Annotated in this window: 9 protein-coding genes; 1 reads left to right on the top strand and 8 read right to left on the bottom strand. The window is 71.4% G+C overall.

Going from position 1 to position 16889, the window contains the following annotated elements; all coding sequences use genetic code 11:
* Window positions 1-203 precede the first annotated feature (203 nt).
* The 8 genes from tmk to ACFYY1_RS14015 form a co-directional block, all read right to left on the bottom strand.
* Window positions 204-3332, bottom strand: a complete 3129-nt coding sequence (tmk, locus tag ACFYY1_RS14050) for a dTMP kinase (RefSeq protein WP_388584437.1) — start codon at window positions 3330-3332, stop codon at window positions 204-206.
* Between the two features lie 156 nt (window positions 3333-3488).
* Window positions 3489-6356 carry a type I DNA topoisomerase gene (gene topA, locus ACFYY1_RS14045; protein WP_388584433.1) on the bottom strand — a complete coding sequence of 956 codons (2868 nt, stop codon included), beginning with the start codon at window positions 6354-6356 and terminating at the stop codon, window positions 3489-3491.
* A 330-nt stretch (window positions 6357-6686) separates the two neighbouring features.
* Window positions 6687-6884 (bottom strand): hypothetical protein, encoded by a 198-nt coding sequence (locus ACFYY1_RS14040; protein WP_266731806.1) that lies wholly within the window; start codon window positions 6882-6884, stop codon window positions 6687-6689.
* 420 nt (window positions 6885-7304) lie between these two features.
* A complete protein-coding gene (locus ACFYY1_RS14035) occupies window positions 7305-8819 on the bottom strand; it encodes a methyltransferase (RefSeq protein ID WP_388584430.1) in 1515 nt (504 codons plus the stop codon).
* A gap of 99 nt (window positions 8820-8918) precedes the next feature.
* Window positions 8919-9536 (bottom strand): small secreted protein, encoded by a 618-nt coding sequence (locus ACFYY1_RS14030; RefSeq protein ID WP_388584428.1) that lies wholly within the window; start codon window positions 9534-9536, stop codon window positions 8919-8921.
* A gap of 323 nt (window positions 9537-9859) precedes the next feature.
* Window positions 9860-12325 (bottom strand): sodium-translocating pyrophosphatase, encoded by a 2466-nt coding sequence (locus ACFYY1_RS14025; RefSeq protein WP_388584425.1) that lies wholly within the window; start codon window positions 12323-12325, stop codon window positions 9860-9862.
* A 367-nt stretch (window positions 12326-12692) separates the two neighbouring features.
* Window positions 12693-13175 carry an ATP-binding protein gene (locus tag ACFYY1_RS14020; protein ID WP_388584423.1) on the bottom strand — a complete coding sequence of 161 codons (483 nt, stop codon included), beginning with the start codon at window positions 13173-13175 and terminating at the stop codon, window positions 12693-12695.
* Between the two features lie 636 nt (window positions 13176-13811).
* Complete coding sequence (locus ACFYY1_RS14015; RefSeq protein ID WP_003967428.1) at window positions 13812-14165, bottom strand: STAS domain-containing protein; 354 nt, start codon at window positions 14163-14165, stop codon at window positions 13812-13814.
* A 78-nt stretch (window positions 14166-14243) separates the two neighbouring features.
* Here ACFYY1_RS14015 and ACFYY1_RS14010 point away from each other — a divergent pair, with 78 nt between their 5' ends.
* Window positions 14244-16865 (top strand): DEAD/DEAH box helicase, encoded by a 2622-nt coding sequence (locus ACFYY1_RS14010; protein ID WP_388584421.1) that lies wholly within the window; start codon window positions 14244-14246, stop codon window positions 16863-16865.
* Window positions 16866-16889 lie beyond the last annotated feature (24 nt).

The following is a 16889-nucleotide window of genomic DNA, read 5'->3' as shown; positions in this document are numbered from 1 at the left end:
CCTTCCTGCTCGTCGCTGCTTGTTGTCGCCGGCCGCTTCGTTGCCGGTGGCTCTGGTGCCGGTGGCTTTGGTGCCGGTCGCTGCTCGTCGATCCGGATTCCACGATCGACTCCCATTGTGGGGGACGGGTCTGACAATCCCGGCAACAAGGCATCCCGGCCGCCGGGACGGGGCACGACACCCCGCCCGGCGGCCGGCCCGGATCAGCGGCGCGGGCGGCGTCCCCGGCCCGAGCGGCCCGGGCCCTCGTCGTCCTGCTGGTCGCGGTGATCGCCCAGCAGCTCGTCCGCCAGCGTCGGCAGATCGTCCAGCGGGGTCTCCTCGGCCCAGTCGGGACGAGGACGCCGGCCGGAGCGCTCCCGGTGCTCCGGGGGCTGCTGGTCCTCCCAGCCGCCGACCTGCGGGAGCTCGCGGGTGCGCTCGTTCTCGCTCTCCGGCGCGGAGCCCGCCGGGCGCTCGTCACGGAAGATGCCCCGCGGAATACGGTCCGCCGGATTCGTCTCCCGTACCGGGGGAAGAACCGTCGTCTCGTCGGCGGCACCCGCCGCGCCGGGACGGTCGGAACGGCCCGGACGGTCGTGGACCTTGGGGATCATCGCCGTCTCGGCCTCGTCCGAAGAGGAGGACGAGCTGTCCGGAGCGGGCACCTGCTGCGTCACGTCGTTCGGGTTGACGATCGGCGTCGGCACCGTGATCTCGTTCTCCGGCACGGACGCCGCAGCGGCCGCCTCCGCACGGGCCTTCTCCGCCGCCGCGGCGGCCTCGGCCTCCGCACGCCTGCGGGCCTCCTCGGCACGCAGCAGCGCCTCTTCGGCCTTGCGCTGCTTCTCCAGCCGCAGCGCCTCTGCCTCCTTGCGCAGCCGCGCCTCCTCCTCGGCCTGCCTGCGCAGCCTGGCCTGCTCGGCCTCGCGGGCGGCTTCCTCGGCCTCCCGCCGGACCCGCTCCTCCTCGGCCACCCGGCGCGCTTCCTCGGCCCGCTGCCGGGCCTCCTCCGCCTGGCGTTCGGCCTCGCGCCGGCGTGCTTCCTCCAGCTCGCGGGCCTTGCGCTCCTCCTCCTCGGCACGGAGCTTGGCGAGCTGTTCCTGCCGCTCGCGCTCCAGCCGCTCCTCCTCGGCCTTGCGGGCCGCCTCTTCCTCGGCCTTGCGCCTGGCCTCCTCCTCGGCGGCCTTGCGCGCCTCCTCCTGGGCCTTGATCTCGGCCTCGGAGAGCGGAAGGAGCCGGTCGAGCCGGTGCCGTACGACCGTGGTGATCGACTCCGGGTCCTGGCCCGCGTCCACGACCAGGTAGCGGGTCGGGTCGGCCGCGGCCAGGGTCAGGAAGCCGGACCGGACCCGGGCGTGGAACTCCGGCGGCTCGGACTCCAGCCGGTCGGGGGCCTCGGTGAACCGTTCCCGCGCGGTCTCCGGGTCGACGTCCAGCAGCACCGTCAGGTGCGGGACGAGGCCGCTCGTCGCCCAGCGCGAGATCCGGGCGATCTCGGTCGGGGAGAGGTCGCGGCCCGCGCCCTGGTAGGCGACGGACGAGTCGATGTAGCGGTCGGAGATGACGATCGCACCCCGCTCCAGCGCCGGGCGGACGACCGAGTCGACGTGCTCGGCGCGGTCGGCGGCGTACAGCAGCGCCTCGGCCCGGTTGGACAGCCCGGCCGACGAGACGTCGAGCAGGATCGAGCGCAGCCGCTTGCCGACCGGCGTCGCGCCCGGCTCGCGGGTGACGACGACCTCGTGGCCCTTGGCGCGGATCCAGTCGGCGAGCGCCTCGACCTGGGTGGACTTGCCCGCGCCGTCGCCGCCCTCCAGGGCGATGAAGAAGCCGGTCGCGGCGGGGGCGACCGCCGGGTCGCCGCCGCGCAGCGCCTCGCGCAGATCGCGGCGCAGCGGCACCCCGGAGCGGTCGTCCGTCTTCGCGAGGACGATCACGGCGACCGGCAGCAGCAGCGCGCCGATCAGCATCAGCGTGAAGGCCGCTCCACCGTGCTCGAAGACGAAGTCGCCCGAGCCCACCCGGTGGGCGCCGATCGCGGCGGCCAGCAGCGGGCCCGCGAGCGCGCCGAGCGCGATGAGGACCCGTACGACGGCCTGGAGGTGCTCGGTGGTCCTGGCCCGGCGGAACTCCTCGGTCTCCTGGTCGACCAGGACATGACCGGTGTGAGCGGCGACGCCCGCGGCGTAACCGGCGAGCACCGCGATCATCAGCACGGTCGCCGTGTCCGGCACGAGGCCCATGGCGAGCAGTGCGAGGCCGGTGACGGCGGTGGCCAGCGAGAGCAGCCGGCGCCGCGACAGGGTGGGCAGCACCTTCTCCGCGGTCCGGATGCCGACCCCGGTGGCGCCGGTCAGGCCGAGGATCAGCAGTGCGAAGGTGGCGGGTCCGCCGCCCAGGTCGGCGGCGTGCAGCACCGAGACGGCGGCGGCCGCGGCGATGGCCCCGGCGACGGCGGCCGACGCTGCGACGACCAGCGGGACGGATCCGGTGCGGCCCTTGTCGGGTCCGCTGCCGGTCGACGGCCGTCGCAGGCCCTCCAGCGGCGAGCGCGGGCGCGGGGTCTGCGTACCGGGCAGTGCCAGGAAGTACAGGGTGGAGATCGACGCCGAGAAGAGCCCGGCCGCGACGTACGAGCCGAGGGCCGCCTGGTGGATCGAGAACCATTCCAGGCCCGAGCCCAGCAGGTTGCCGACGAGGGTGGCGATCAGCAGGACGGCCGCCGCCAGCGGGATCGCGGCGAAGTCGGTACGGACGGAGAGCCGGCGCAGTGTGTCGAGGTGGTCGGGCAGCGGGCGTACCGCCGCGCCCTCGGGGGGCGGGGCGGGCAGCAGCGCGGGGGCGGCGCCGTCCTTGGCGACCGTCCACAGGCGCTCGGCCGCGCCGACGACGAAGACGGTGATGAGGATCATCATGAGTGCCTTGTCGGGCATCCAGTCGATCCACAGCGGCGCGACGACCAGCAGCGCGAGCCGCAGCCCGTCCGTCCCGATCATCAGCCACCGCCGGTCCAGCGGTCCGCCGGGCGCGGTGAGCGTCGTCAGCGGCCCCAGGAGTACGGCTCCGAAAAGCAGGGTGGCAAGGATCCGGGCACCGAACACCGCGGCGACGGCAAAGGCCGCCCCTCGGTACCCGGTCCCGAATGAGCCCTCAAGGACCGCCGCTTGCAGCGACATCAGCACCAGCACGAGAAGGGCGAGTGCATCGCCGGTACTGCCGACGAGCTGCGCGCTCCACAACCGCTTCAGCGGGGGAACACGCAACAGGGCTCGTACGGCGCGCTCGCGTGAGTCTGCGGCAAGTGTGTCGGAGGTGGGGCTCACGACCGTTGGCTGCTCGGCTCGCGTCATCCGCCCAGCCTATCCGGAGCGGCGGGGTCCCCGGGGGCCCCGTCCGAACATATGGGCGCCCGAGCCGTTCCGGTGCTTCCGGCCCACCCCACCGGGAACCCGTGCGAACGCCGAAGGGGCCGGACGATCCGGCCCCCAGGCGTACGACAGGAGCGCTCAGTCCTCCACGGACGCCGCGGCCGTCTTCTTCGCCGTGGTCGTCTTCTTGGCGGTCGTCGTCTTCGCCGCCGTCGTCTTCTTCGCCGCGGTCTTCTTGGCGGTCGCCGTGGTCTTCTTGGCGGCCGTCTTCTTCGCGGTCGCCTTCTTGGCCGGGGCCTTCTTGGCGGGGGCCTTCTTCGCCGTCTTCTTCTTGGCGGGTCCCTTGGCGCGCTTCTCGGCGAGCAGCTCGTAGCCGCGCTCCGGCGTGATGTCCTCGACGCTGTCGGCGGTGCGCAGTGTCGCGTTGGTCTCGCCGTCGGTCACGTACGCGCCGAAGCGGCCGTCCTTGACCACGACCGGAGCCCCGCTCACCGGGTCCGTGCCCAGCTCCTTCAGCGGCGGCTTGGCCGCGGCCCGGCCGCGCTGCTTGGGCTGGGCGTAGATCGCGAGGGCCTCTTCGAGCGTGATGTCGAAGAGCTGGTCCTCGGAGGTGAGCGAACGCGAGTCCGTGCCCTTCTTCAGGTACGGGCCGTAGCGGCCGTTCTGCGCGGTGATCTCGACGCCCTCGGCGTCCTCGCCGACGACGCGCGGCAGCGACATCAGCTTGAGCGCGTCGGCCAGCGTCACCGTGTCCAGGGACATGGACTTGAAGAGCGAGGCGGTCCGCGGCTTCACCGCGTTCTTGCCGGTCTTCGGGGTGCCCTCGGGCAGCACCTCGGTGACGTACGGGCCGTAGCGCCCGTCCTTGGCGATGATCTGGTGCCCGGTGACCGGGTCCGCGCCGAGCTCGAAGTCGCCGCTCGGCTTGGCCAGCAGCTCCTCCGCGTACGCGACGGACAGCTCGTCGGGCGCCAGGTCCTCCGGCACGTCCGCGCGCTGGTGGCCCTCGGCGTCCTTCTCACCGCGCTCGATGTACGGGCCGTAGCGGCCCACCCGGAGCTTGATGTCGTTGCCGACGGGGAACGAGGAGATCTCGCGGGCGTCGATCGCACCGAGGTCGGTGACGAGCTCCTTGAGACCGCCGAGGTGGTCGCCGTCGCCGTTGCCCGCGTCGGAGGCCGCGCCCGCACCGGCCGTGTCGTCGCCCGCGCCGAAGTAGAAACGCTTCAGCCACGGCACGGACTGGGCCTCACCGCGCGCGATGCGGTCGAGGTCATCCTCCATCTTCGCGGTGAAGTCGTAGTCGACGAGCCGGCCGAAGTGCTTCTCCAGCAGGTTGACCACGGCGAAGGAGAGGAACGACGGGACGAGCGCCGTGCCCTTCTTGAAGACGTATCCGCGGTCCAGGATCGTGCCGATGATCGACGCGTACGTCGACGGGCGGCCGATCTCGCGCTCTTCGAGCTCCTTGACCAGCGAGGCCTCGGTGTAACGGGCCGGCGGCTTGGTGGCGTGGCCGTCGACCGAGATCTCCTCGGCGGACAGCGCGTCGCCCTCGGCGACCTGCGGGAGGCGCCGCTCACGGTCGTCGAGCTCGGCGTTCGGGTCGTCGGCGCCCTCGACGTACGCCTTCATGAAGCCGTGGAAGGTGATCGTCTTGCCGGACGCGGAGAACTCGGCGTCCCGGCCGTCGCTCGCCCGGCCGCCGATCTTGACGGTGACGGAGTTGCCGACCGCGTCCTTCATCTGGGAGGCGACGGTCCGCTTCCAGATCAGCTCGTAGAGCCGGAACTGGTCGCCGGTGAGGCCGGTCTCGGCGGGGGTGCGGAAGCGATCGCCGGAGGGGCGGATGGCCTCGTGCGCCTCCTGCGCGTTCTTGACCTTGCCGGCGTACGTGCGCGGCTTGTCCGGCAGGTAGTCGGCGCCGTAGAGCTGGGTGACCTGCGCCCGTGCCGCGGAGACCGCGGTGTCCGAGAGGGTCGTGGAGTCGGTACGCATATAGGTGATGAAGCCGTTCTCGTACAGCTTCTGCGCGACCTGCATGGTGGCCTTGGCCCCGAAGCCCAGCTTGCGGCTCGCCTCCTGCTGGAGGGTCGTCGTACGGAACGGGGCGTACGGGGAGCGGCGGTACGGCTTCGACTCGACGGACCGGACGGCGAACGAGGAGTCGGCGAGCGCGGCGGCCAGGGCGCGGGCGTTCGTCTCGTCCAGGTGCAGCACCTGGCCGGCGGCGGACTTCAGCTGCCCGTCCGGACCGAAGTCGCGGCCCTGGGCGATACGGCGGCCGTCCACCGCGCTGAGGCGGGCAGTGAGGTTCGACGGGTCGGAGGCATCACCGGTGCGGCCGGTGGCGAAGGTGCCGGTGAGGTCCCAGTACTCGGCGGAGCGGAAGGCGATGCGCTCGCGCTCCCGCTCGACGACGAGACGGGTCGCCACGGACTGGACACGGCCGGCCGACAGGCGCGGCATGACCTTCTTCCACAGGACCGGCGAGACCTCGTAGCCGTAGAGACGGTCGAGGATGCGGCGGGTCTCCTGGGCGTCGACCATGCGCTGGTTGAGCTCGCGCGGGTTGGCGACGGCGGCCCGGATCGCGTCCTTGGTGATCTCGTGAAACACCATCCGGTGGACCGGGACCTTGGGCTTCAGGACTTCCTGCAGGTGCCACGCGATGGCTTCGCCCTCGCGGTCCTCATCGGTGGCGAGGAAGAGTTCGTCGGACTCGGCCAGCAGCTGCTTGAGCTTCCTGACCTGGGCCTTCTTGTCCGCGTTGACGACATAGACGGGCTGGAAGTCGTGCTCGACGTCGACGCCGAGCCGACGGACCTCGCCGGTGTACTCGTCCGGTACCTCTGCGGCGCCGTTCGGCAGGTCGCGGATGTGCCCGACGCTCGCCTCGACGACGTATCCGGGGCCGAGGTAGCCCTTGATCGTCTTCGCCTTGGCAGGCGACTCGACGATGACGAGTCGGCGGCCGCCCTGTGCGGTCTCGCTGGTCGGGGACAACTTCGCTCTTCTCTCCGGTCGACGCTCGGTGGGCATCCGGGCAGCGCGATGACGCTGCCGATGGTGCTGTCGCTGCGGAGTGTGACGGTACAACCCGCCCCCGTGTCAAACGGCAAAAGCCCGCAACGGCCACTCGAACGGTAACCCGACTTCCGCCATTCCTGCCGCCCGGACCGCCCGGTCCGCCGTGTGCGTGGTCACTGCCTGCGGGTTTCCGGGTGCTGTGGCGGCGTCGCTGACGTCGGCGGCGGGCCGCCCGCGGTCCGGGCGTGTTCCCCGCCACTGCCTGCCGTGCGCTGCGGGTTTCCGGCCGGGCCGGTGGGCGGTGGATCAGATGCGGGTGAAGCACCACACGCCGAGGACGAGAAAAAGTACGCCGAACACAGTGGCGAGCGCGGCGGAGGCGACGGGGCTCACGCCGTGCGCCACCGGTGCGCGGTGCAGCACGCGCGCCCCCGTCCACAGCAGCAGCGCGGCGCCGAACAGCGCGAATGCCGATCCGGCGAAGACCGCGGGTCCGCTCTCCATGCCGTACGCCTCCCTGTCCCGGCCCGGGCCGGGGCGTGTGCCGTCCGGCCAGGGGGGAGGCTGCCACCCCGGGGCGTCGGCCATGCGAACCCCGGGTGAATGGCCGGTTCCACCCGCATCCGCCTCGGCCCCACGACCGCAGGACGGACGCCCCGGCGGGGTGCCGGGTGAGGCCCCGGCGGGGTGCCGGGTGAGGCCCCGCCCGGCACCCGATCCGGAATCCGCCCCCTCCGCGACGCACCAGCGTCGGCGAACCCCGAACCCGCTGATCGCGGGGCTCTTCCTTGCGTACGGCGGCACGCGGCCGGGAGGGAACGGAGCCCCGGGAAGACCCTCAGCACGACCGGCGCACGACCGGCGCACCACCGAGCCTTCCAGACCGGCCCCGCGCACCGGACCCGCCGGACCGGCCCGGCGCGATCAGCTCTCCGAACGAACCGGCTCCAGGAAGCCCTCCTCGACCAGCAGCCGGATCGCCTGCGGCGTCCGGTCACGCAGCAGCACCGGGTCCTCGTTCATCAGCTGGGCGATCGCGTCCAGGATCCGGCCCGCCGGCAGCGTGCCGTCGCACACCCCCGCGAAGCCGGCACCCACGGCGTCGACCTTCGTCGCACGTCGCATGCCCCGGTTCTGACGGAGCACCACGTGCTCCGGGTCCTCCGCGCCCGGCAGGCCGACCTGCTCCTGCACGACCTCGGCGGCCAGGGTGAAGTGCCCGGCCAGGAGCGCCGCGTCGTCCTGCTCGCGGAGGTAGTCCTGACGGGCGAAATGGGCCTCGACGGCCGGTCCGAGCGGCTGCTCCACCGCGTGCGGCCACTCCTCGATCACGACGGACGGATTGCCGGCGGCGGCCGCGGCGGACTTGCGCAGGGTGATCCAGCCGAAGCCGACGCCCTTGGTCTTGCGGGCCTCGAACTCGTCCAGCCAGGCGTCGTACCGCGCGGCGTACTCGGCGGGGTCCGTACGGTGGTCGCCGCTGTCGCGCAGCCACAGCTCCGCGTACTGCGTGACGTCCTGGACCTCGCGCTGCACGATCCAGGCGTCGCAGCCGTACGGAACCCAGGAACTCAGCCGGCTCTGCCACTCCTCGCCCTCGACGTGCTGCCAGTTGGCGAGGAAGTGGGCGTATCCGCCCTCGTTCAGCCGGTCGCCGGTCTGCTGCACCAGGGTCCGGCAGAGATCGTCACCGCCCATGCCGCCGTCGCGGTAGGTGAGGCGGGCACCGGGCGAGATGACGAACGGGGGGTTGGAGACGATCAGGTCGTACGTCTCGGCGCCGACCGGTTCGTACAACGAGCCCTGGCGCAGCTCGGCCGGGGCGACTCCGGACAGCGCGAGCGTCAGCCGGGTGAAGTCCAGCGCACGGGGGTTGAGGTCGGTGGCCGTGACCCGGGTGGCGTGCTGCGAGGCGTGCAGCGCCTGGATGCCGGAGCCCGTGCCGATGTCGAGCGCGGAGGCGACAGGCGTACGGACGGTGATCCCGGCGAGCGTGGTGGACGCCCCGCCGACGCCCAGGACCACGCCCTCCTCGCGCGAGCCGATGCCGCCCGCGCCGCCGACGGCACAGCCCAGGTCGGAGACGATGTACCAGTCCTGCCCCTCGGGCCCGCTGTACGGACGTACGTCGACGGCGGCCCGGACCTCGTCGCCGACGTGGGTCACCCAGCCGTCCTCGACGCACTCGCTCAGCGGGAGCGCAGCGCGGGCCCGCTCGTACGGCACCGGGTGCTGGAGCAGGAAGAGCCGCACCAGCGTGTCCAGCGGAGCGTCGCCCCGGGTGGCGCGCAGCGCCGGGACCGTCTCGCTGCGGGCGAGCGCGGCGTAGGCGGGCGCACCGAGCAGGTCGAGGAGCCCGTCGGCGGTGAAGGCGGCGGCGAGCAGGGCTTCGCGGAGCCGGGGCGAACGGTCGGGCACGGGGAGGCTGGTCGTACTCACCCACCCATTGTGGCCGCTCCCACTGACAACGGCAGCGGCCCGGCGCCCATCGGGGCGGCCGGGCCGTCCGTCACGACGCCTCGTCCGGCTGCCGCCGGGTCACGCCTTCTTGCTGGGCGAGGCGGACGGCGCCTCGGACGGCGACGTGTCGGCCTTCGGCGGCACCGAGGCGGTCGGCTTCTGGCAGCCCTTCTGCTTCGCCATGGCGGTGCCGACCTCGCCGGACTGAAGCTTCTTCAACGCCTCGTCACCACTGGTGCTGATCTTGTTCAGCTCGTCCGCGATGCCCTTGAGGCCGTCGGCGAACTTCGCCTGGTCCTTCGTCTCCAGGGCGTCGACCTTCTTCTGCAGGTTCGCGTACGCCGCGGAGGATGCTTCGAGCTCCTTCACGGCTTCCTTCTGCGTGGTCTCGCCGCCGTCGACCGGCGGCGGACCCGCGGATTCGACTGCCGCGCCCAGTGCCTTGTACGCCTGCGAGATCTGCTGGAAGGCGGCCGAGTCGGTCTTCTGGACGTCGGCGGGCTTGCTGTTGTCCGCGGTCTGCTGCTGGATGGCGGCGTTGGCGTTCGCGATCTTCTGGAGCTGGGGCTGGACCTGGTCGCAGACCTTCTTGGCCCAGTCGTTCACCTTGTCGCTGTTGTCGTCGCTGCTGCAGCCCGACAGCGTAAGTACCAGTACCGCGCCGCCGGACAGCGCGGCCGCAAGCTTCTTGTTCACCGGATCGGTCCCTTCCAAGGCTCTCGGCCCCGGAACTTACACGGCGAGCGCACTCCATCCGGATGCCGGGCGTCCGATGAGTGACCTTTTGTAGCCATTTGCACCAAGGGAAACAGGGGAGATACAACTCACCCGCACAGCCCTCGCCGTTCGGGAACACACGCACGAGCAAGCGCACGGAAGGCGTACGGATCGGATGGATCGGCCGAAGACGGGCACCGGGCCCGGGATGCGAGCGGGCGGACGGCGCATCAGAATGCGCCGTCCGCCCGGTCATTGGGCCGAGGCCGGCCACGTGCCACCGCTCGGCCCCGGCCATCGGCTCACGAAACGGCCGCCTGGCCGGGCGACTTGGCGGGCCTGTTCCCGTCTCCGTCCCTGTCGCTGTCGCTGTCGCTGTCGCTCGGATCCTCGTCGCCCACGGCGATCCCGCGCCGCTTGGAGACATAGACGGCGCCGACGATGACCCCGACGGCGAGCGCCGCCACCAGCGCCCGCACTCCCACGCTCGCGTCCTGCCCGTAGCTGAACTGCACCACCGCCGGGGCGATGAGCAGGGCGACCAGGTTCATCACCTTGAGCAGGGGGTTGATCGCCGGCCCCGCCGTGTCCTTGAACGGGTCGCCGACCGTGTCGCCGATGACGGTCGCGGCATGGGCCTCGCTGCCCTTGCCGCCGTGATGGCCGTCCTCGACGAGCTTCTTGGCGTTGTCCCACGCGCCACCGGAGTTGGCGAGGAAGACCGCCATCAGGGTGCCGGTCCCGATGGCACCCGCGAGATACGAACCGAGCGCTCCTACACCGAGCGTGAAGCCGACGGCGATCGGCGCCAGAACGGCCAGCAGACCGGGTGTGGCGAGCTCGCGCAGGGCATCCTTGGTGCAGATGTCGACGACGCGCCCGTACTCCGGCTTCTCGCTGTGGTCCATGATCCCGGGGTGCTCGCGGAACTGCCGCCGCACCTCGTAGACCACGGACCCCGCGGACCGCGACACCGCGTTGATCGCGAGCCCGGAGAAGAGGAAGACGACCGCGGCACCGAGGATCAGGCCCACCAGGTTGTTGGGCTGCGAGATGTCCAGGCTGAGCGTCATCGCACCGGCCTTGGCCCCCACGTCGTCGACCGCCGTGGCGATCGCGTCGCGGTACGAACCGAAGAGCGCCGACGCCGCCAGAACGGCGGTGGCGATGGCGATGCCCTTGGTGATGGCCTTGGTGGTGTTGCCGACGGCGTCCAGGTCGGTGAGGACCTGTGCGCCGGCGCCCGTGACGTCGCCGGACATCTCGGCGATGCCCTGCGCGTTGTCCGAGACCGGGCCGAAGGTGTCCATGGCGACGATGACACCGACGGTGGTGAGCAGCCCGGTCCCCGCCAGGGCCACTGCGAAGAGTGCCAGCATGATGGACGTACCGCCGAGCAGGAACGCCCCGTAGACGCCCAGGCCGATCAGCAGCGCCGTGTAGACGGCGGACTCCAGACCGATGGAGATACCGGCGAGTACGACGGTGGCGGGACCGGTCAGCGAGGACTTGCCGATGTCCCGGACGGGGCGCCGGCCGGTCTCGGTGAAGTAGCCGGTCAGCTGCTGGATCAGGGCGGCCAGCACGATGCCGATGGCGACGGCGACCAGGGCGAAGATCCGCGGGTCGCCACCGTGCGAGGTGATCGCGCTGTCGGTCACACCGTCCAGCTCGGCGTACGAGGACGGCAGGTAGAGGAAGACGCCCACGGCCACCAGCACCAGCGAGATCACCGCGGAGATGAAGAATCCGCGGTTGATCGCGGTCATTCCGCTGCGGTCGGCGCGGCGCGGGGCCACCGCGAAGATCCCGATCATCGCGGTGATCACGCCGATCGCCGGAACGATCAGCGGGAAGGCCAGTCCGGCGTCACCGAAGGCGGCCTTGCCGAGGATGAGCGCGGCGACGAGTGTCACGGCGTACGACTCGAAGAGGTCGGCCGCCATGCCGGCGCAGTCACCGACGTTGTCGCCCACGTTGTCGGCGATGGTGGCGGCGTTGCGCGGGTCGTCCTCCGGGATGCCCTGCTCGACCTTGCCGACGAGGTCGGCGCCGACGTCCGCGGCCTTGGTGAAGATGCCACCACCGACCCTCATGAACATGGCGATCAGCGCGGCCCCGAGGCCGAAGCCCTCCAGCACCTTCGGGGCGTCCGCGGCATAGACGAGCACGACACAGGACGCGCCGAGCAGGCCGAGACCCACGGTGATCATGCCGACCACACCACCGGTACGGAAAGCGATCTTCATCGCCTTGTGCGAAACATCGGTGAGATCCTTCTGCGGCTCGCCTTCCGCGGGAGTCGCCTCTCGCGCAGCAGCGGCCACACGGACATTACTGCGTACCGCGAGCCGCATCCCGATGTATCCGGTGGCCGCCGAGAAAAGCGCACCCACCAGGAAGAACAACGAACGGCCCGCGCGCTGCGACCAGTTGTCGGCCGGTAGCAGCAGAAGAAGGAAGAAGACCACGACGGCAAAGATGCCGACGGTGCGCAGCTGCCGGGCCAGATAGGCATTCGCGCCTTCCTGGACGGCGGCCGCGATCTCCTTCATGCGGTCGGTGCCCTCGCCGGCCGCCAGCACCTGGCGCACCAGCAGTCTGGCGACGACCAGGGCGGCGACGGCAACGACCGCGACGACGATCACGATGACGCGGTTGTCATCGGTGAGAACCGCGGCCGCCAGAGAAGTGGACCGGCCGGAGGGTGCGGAAAATGCGGAATTTTGCGCGGGTCCTGCCAGTGGGGTGTTGAAGAACTCCGCCATACGTCCTCCTCGACGCTCAGCGCTCAAGACGTGGACGGATTGTAGGGAGCGAGAGCTGATCAAAACAGTGCGCCGTAAATGTAATTGACCTTCACCCGTCGATCGATAAATGATCGCCCTCTTACAGAGATCCGAATGCAGTAATGGGGCAGGCACATTTTCCGCAGATCATTGATCACATTTAAATGAAAAAGGCCCTGCTCAGCAGGGCCTCAAAAGACGGATCAAGAAAGGGACCGGGGAAGACGTTCGACCGGACCGGGGCGGGCGGATCGGGGCGGGCGGATCGGGACGGCGGGCCGCCCACGAGCGCGCGTCGCCCGTGGTACCTCAGGGGAACAGCGTCATGGCAGCACGGCCGGGGACATCAGGGCAGCACGGTCGCGGGCGTCTTCGGCCAGCTCATGCGGATCACTCCGCCCTTGGCTCCCGATCTGACTTCCACATCATCGACGAGGCCACTGATGACCGCGAGGCCCATCTCGTCCTCGCCATCGGCGTCGCTCTCGTGATCCGGCTCATCGAGTCCCCCGCCGGGCGTGGCGCCGCGTGTCGCGGAGGCTCCGACGGGCCCGCCGAGAGCGGGATCGGCCCCGGGGCCGGGCACCTCGTCGGCCACCTCGACGGAGAAGGACTTCTCCTCCTCGATCAGGGCGACGGAGACGGGAGCGGTGATGTCATGGCTGCGGTGCAGCCCGACTGCACGGCTGCAGGCTTCACCGACGGCGAGTCTGACCTCGTCGAGCACGGCTTCGTCGACCCCTGCCCGGCGCGCCACGGCGGCCGCCACGAGGCGGGCCGTCCTGACGTGTTCGGGCTGGGCGCTGAAGCGGAGTTCAACAGTGGCCATGCGATCCCCCTCAGACGTACGGGCGTGCATCCCAGGGGCCCGGGCGCGCTGCCCGGCGTCCCTGCTCTTATTCGCTTTTTTGCTCTTCTTCGCGCTGCTTCTCGGAGCCGACGACCCGCGGGTTCGCCGATCTCGCCGGATCTCGCCGATCGCGTCGTCGGCCACCGGACGCCGTCGGAAGCGGCGTACGGTCCGTCGGCCGACGGACCGGCAGACATCCGTCCGGAAGCCGGGCCGCTCGCAGGCGAGCGGTCACCGAGCGAACCGGACGAGCCGAATGCTCGGAACCGGCCGGCAGCCGGTCGAACAACAGCCCTCCGGCCGACCGCCAAACGGCTCACGCCGACCGGCCGAACGCCGACCGGCCCGGTCGTCCGAGCACCCGGCCTACCGGAGCACCGGTCACCCGGAGCACCGGTCACCCGGCTTCCCGACCGGTCATCCGGCCGCCGGACCACCCGACCGCCCGGCCACCGGGCGACGAACCCGACCATGCGATCGATCGGTCCGCCTCGCGGCAGTCGGCCGTCAGGCACGCCCGCGCCGCACCGGCCGCCTGGCGGGCCGCCGGTGCGTCGGCTGCGTACCGGACCGGCCTGGGCCGGCCCGACCGGCGGACCGGCCACGGGCCGACTGTCAGTCGGTGGCCGCGACGGCCTCGTCGACCGTGGTGTGAATCGGGAACACCTTGGTCAGGCCGGTGATCCGGAAGATCTTGAGAATGCGCTCCTGGTTGCAGACCAGGCGCAGCGAGCCCTCATGGGCCCGGACACGCTTCAGGCCACCCACGAGCACGCCGAGGCCGGTGGAGTCGAGGAAGTCGACGCCTTCCATGTCGACAACCAGGTGGTAGCTGCCGTCATTCACCAACTCGACCAACTGCTCGCGCAGCTTGGGCGCGGTATACACATCAATCTCGCCACCGACCTCGACGACCGTACGGTCGCCACCAGGGCCGGACACATTGCGAGTCGACAAGGACAGGTCCACGGATCCTCCAGCACCTTGCTATCGAGCGGTCGCCCCTCGGTCTCCCCGGCGGAGCCAGGGAACGGATCGCCAGCCGCGATGGCATTCAATCACTTACCAGCAGCCATGCACGACGGCTTGGGGCCATTGTCCGTCACGCCAGTGACACACTCGGTGCCGATGGCCAAGAATCACCGCCCCAGTCGACCACCCGGGAACAGCGACACCAGTCACTCTCCCGCCATGGTCCTCGACCGGCTCGCCGCAGTGGCGGGCCGGTCCGCGCGCATCACTCATACGGAGCACTTGCCCCCGCGTGCGGGAACCCATGCCATCTGGCCCGATCGCATCCGGCCGGAAGTAGTCGCCGCGATCCAGCGGGCCGGAATCGAACATCCGTGGGCGCACCAGGCGGCCGCCGCCGAGCACGCCCTGGACGGCGAATCCGTGGTCATCGCCACCGGAACCGCGTCCGGCAAGTCGCTCGCCTACCTCGCCCCGGTCCTCAGCGCCCTGCTGGACGGCTCCGAGGCCCCGAACGGCCGCGGCGCCACCGCCCTGTACCTGGCGCCCACCAAGGCTCTGGCCGCCGACCAGAGGCGTTCCGTGAAACAGCTCGCGGCACCGCTCGGCAACGCCGTCAGGCCCGCGGTCTACGACGGCGACACCCCCGTCGAGGAACGCGAGTGGGTGCGCCAGTACGCCAACTACGTCCTGACCAACCCCGACATGCTGCACCGCGGGATACTCCCGTCCCACCCCCGCTGGTCCTCCTTCCTTCGCGCCCTGCGCTTCGTCGTCATCGACGAGTGCCACACCTACCGCGGCGTCTTCGGCTCCCACGTCGCCCAGGTCGTACGCCGGCTCCGCCGCCTGTGCGCCCGTTACGGAGCCGACCCGGTCTTCCTCCTCGCCTCCGCCACCGCGGCGGAACCCTCCGTCGCGGCCGGCCACCTCACCGGTCTCCCGGTCAAGGAGGTCGCCGACGACTCCTCACCCCGCGGCGAGCTGGTCTTCGCGCTGTGGGAGCCGCCCCTGACCGACCTGCACGGCGAGAAGGGCGCCCCCGTCCGCCGCACCGCCACCGCGGAGACCGCCGACCTGCTCACCGATCTCACCGTCCAGGGCGTCCGCTCGGTCGCCTTCGTACGTTCCCGGCGCGGCGCCGAGCTGATCTCCGTCATCGCGAAGGAGCGCCTCGCCGAGGTGGACCGCACCTTGCCGGCCCGGGTCGCCGCCTACCGCGGGGGCTACCTCCCCGAGGAACGCCGCGCCCTGGAGCGCGCCCTGCACTCCGGGGAACTGCTCGGGCTGGCCGCCACCACCGCCCTCGAACTGGGCATCGACGTCTCCGGCCTGGATGCCGTCGTGATCGCCGGCTATCCCGGCACCAGGGCGTCGCTGTGGCAGCAGGCGGGCCGGGCCGGACGCTCCGGCCAGGGCGCCCTGGCCATCCTGGTGGCCCGCGACGACCCGCTGGACACCTTCCTCGTCCACCATCCCGAGGCGCTGTTCCAGCAGCCCGTGGAGTCGACCGTCCTCGACCCGGACAATCCGTACGTCCTGGCCCCCCATCTGTGCGCCGCCGCCGCGGAGCTCCCCCTCACCGGGCCCGACCTGGAGCTCTTCGGCCCGGCCGTGCCCGAACTGCTGCCGCAGCTGGAGGCCGCGAAGCTCCTGCGCAAGCGGCCGTCGGGCTGGCACTGGACCCGCCGGGAACGAGCCGCGGACCTCACCGACATCCGTGGCGAGGGCGGCCGCCCCGTCCAGATCGTCGAGGAGGGCACCGGCCGGCTGCTGGGCACCGTCGACGAATCGGCCGCGCACACCGCCGTCCACGAGGGCGCCGTCCACCTCCACCAGGGCCGCACCTACCTGGTCCGGAAGCTGGACCTGGAGGACTCGGTGGCCCTGGTCGAGGAGGCCGTCCCGCCGTACTCGACCACCGCCCGCGACACCACCTCCATCGCCGTCCTGGAGACCGACACCGAGATCCCGTGGGGTGACGGACGGCTCTGCTACGGCTCCGTGGAGGTCACCAGCCAGGTCGTCTCCTTCCTGCGTCGCAAGCTGATCACCGGCGAGGTCCTCGGCGAGACCAAGCTGGATCTGCCGCCCCGCACCCTGCGCACCCGAGCCGTCTGGTGGACGGTCACCGAGGACCAGCTCGACGCCGCCCGCATCAATCCGGAGATCCTGGGCGGCACCCTGCACGCCGCGGAGCACGCGTCGATCGGGATGCTGCCGCTCTTCGCCACCTGCGACCGGTGGGACATCGGCGGCGTCTCCGTGCCGCTGCACCCGGACACCCTGTTGCCCACGGTCTTCGTGTACGACGGCCACCCGGGCGGTGCCGGATTCGCCGAGCGGGCCTTCCACACCGCCCGTGCCTGGCTGACCGCGACCCGCCAGGCGATCGCGTCCTGCGAGTGCGAGGCCGGCTGCCCGTCCTGCGTCCAGTCCCCCAAGTGCGGCAACGGCAATGAACCGCTGCACAAGCGTGGCGCCGTGCGCCTCCTCACCGAACTCCTGCGATACGCGCCCCCGCCCTCCGAGGAGCCGGATCCCGAGGAGCTGTCGGAACCGAACCCCGCGCAGCCGCCGGAGGCGGATCCGAAGCCGGGGGCGAAGTCGGGGCCGGGGTCGGGGTCGGCTCCAGCACGGGAGGGGGAAGCGCCGGAGAGGCGGGAGCAGCCGCCGGAGGGCCGGCCCGGGACCTGACCGCCGGTTCGTACGGCCCGAAAT

The sequence above is a fragment of the Streptomyces sp. NPDC001890 genome, from assembly GCF_042891445.1.
In the GTDB taxonomy this organism is placed as follows: Bacteria; Actinomycetota; Actinomycetes; order Streptomycetales; family Streptomycetaceae; genus Streptomyces.
The sequence above is the reverse complement of the archived record's forward strand: the minus strand, read 5'-3'. Positions and strand labels throughout refer to the sequence as shown.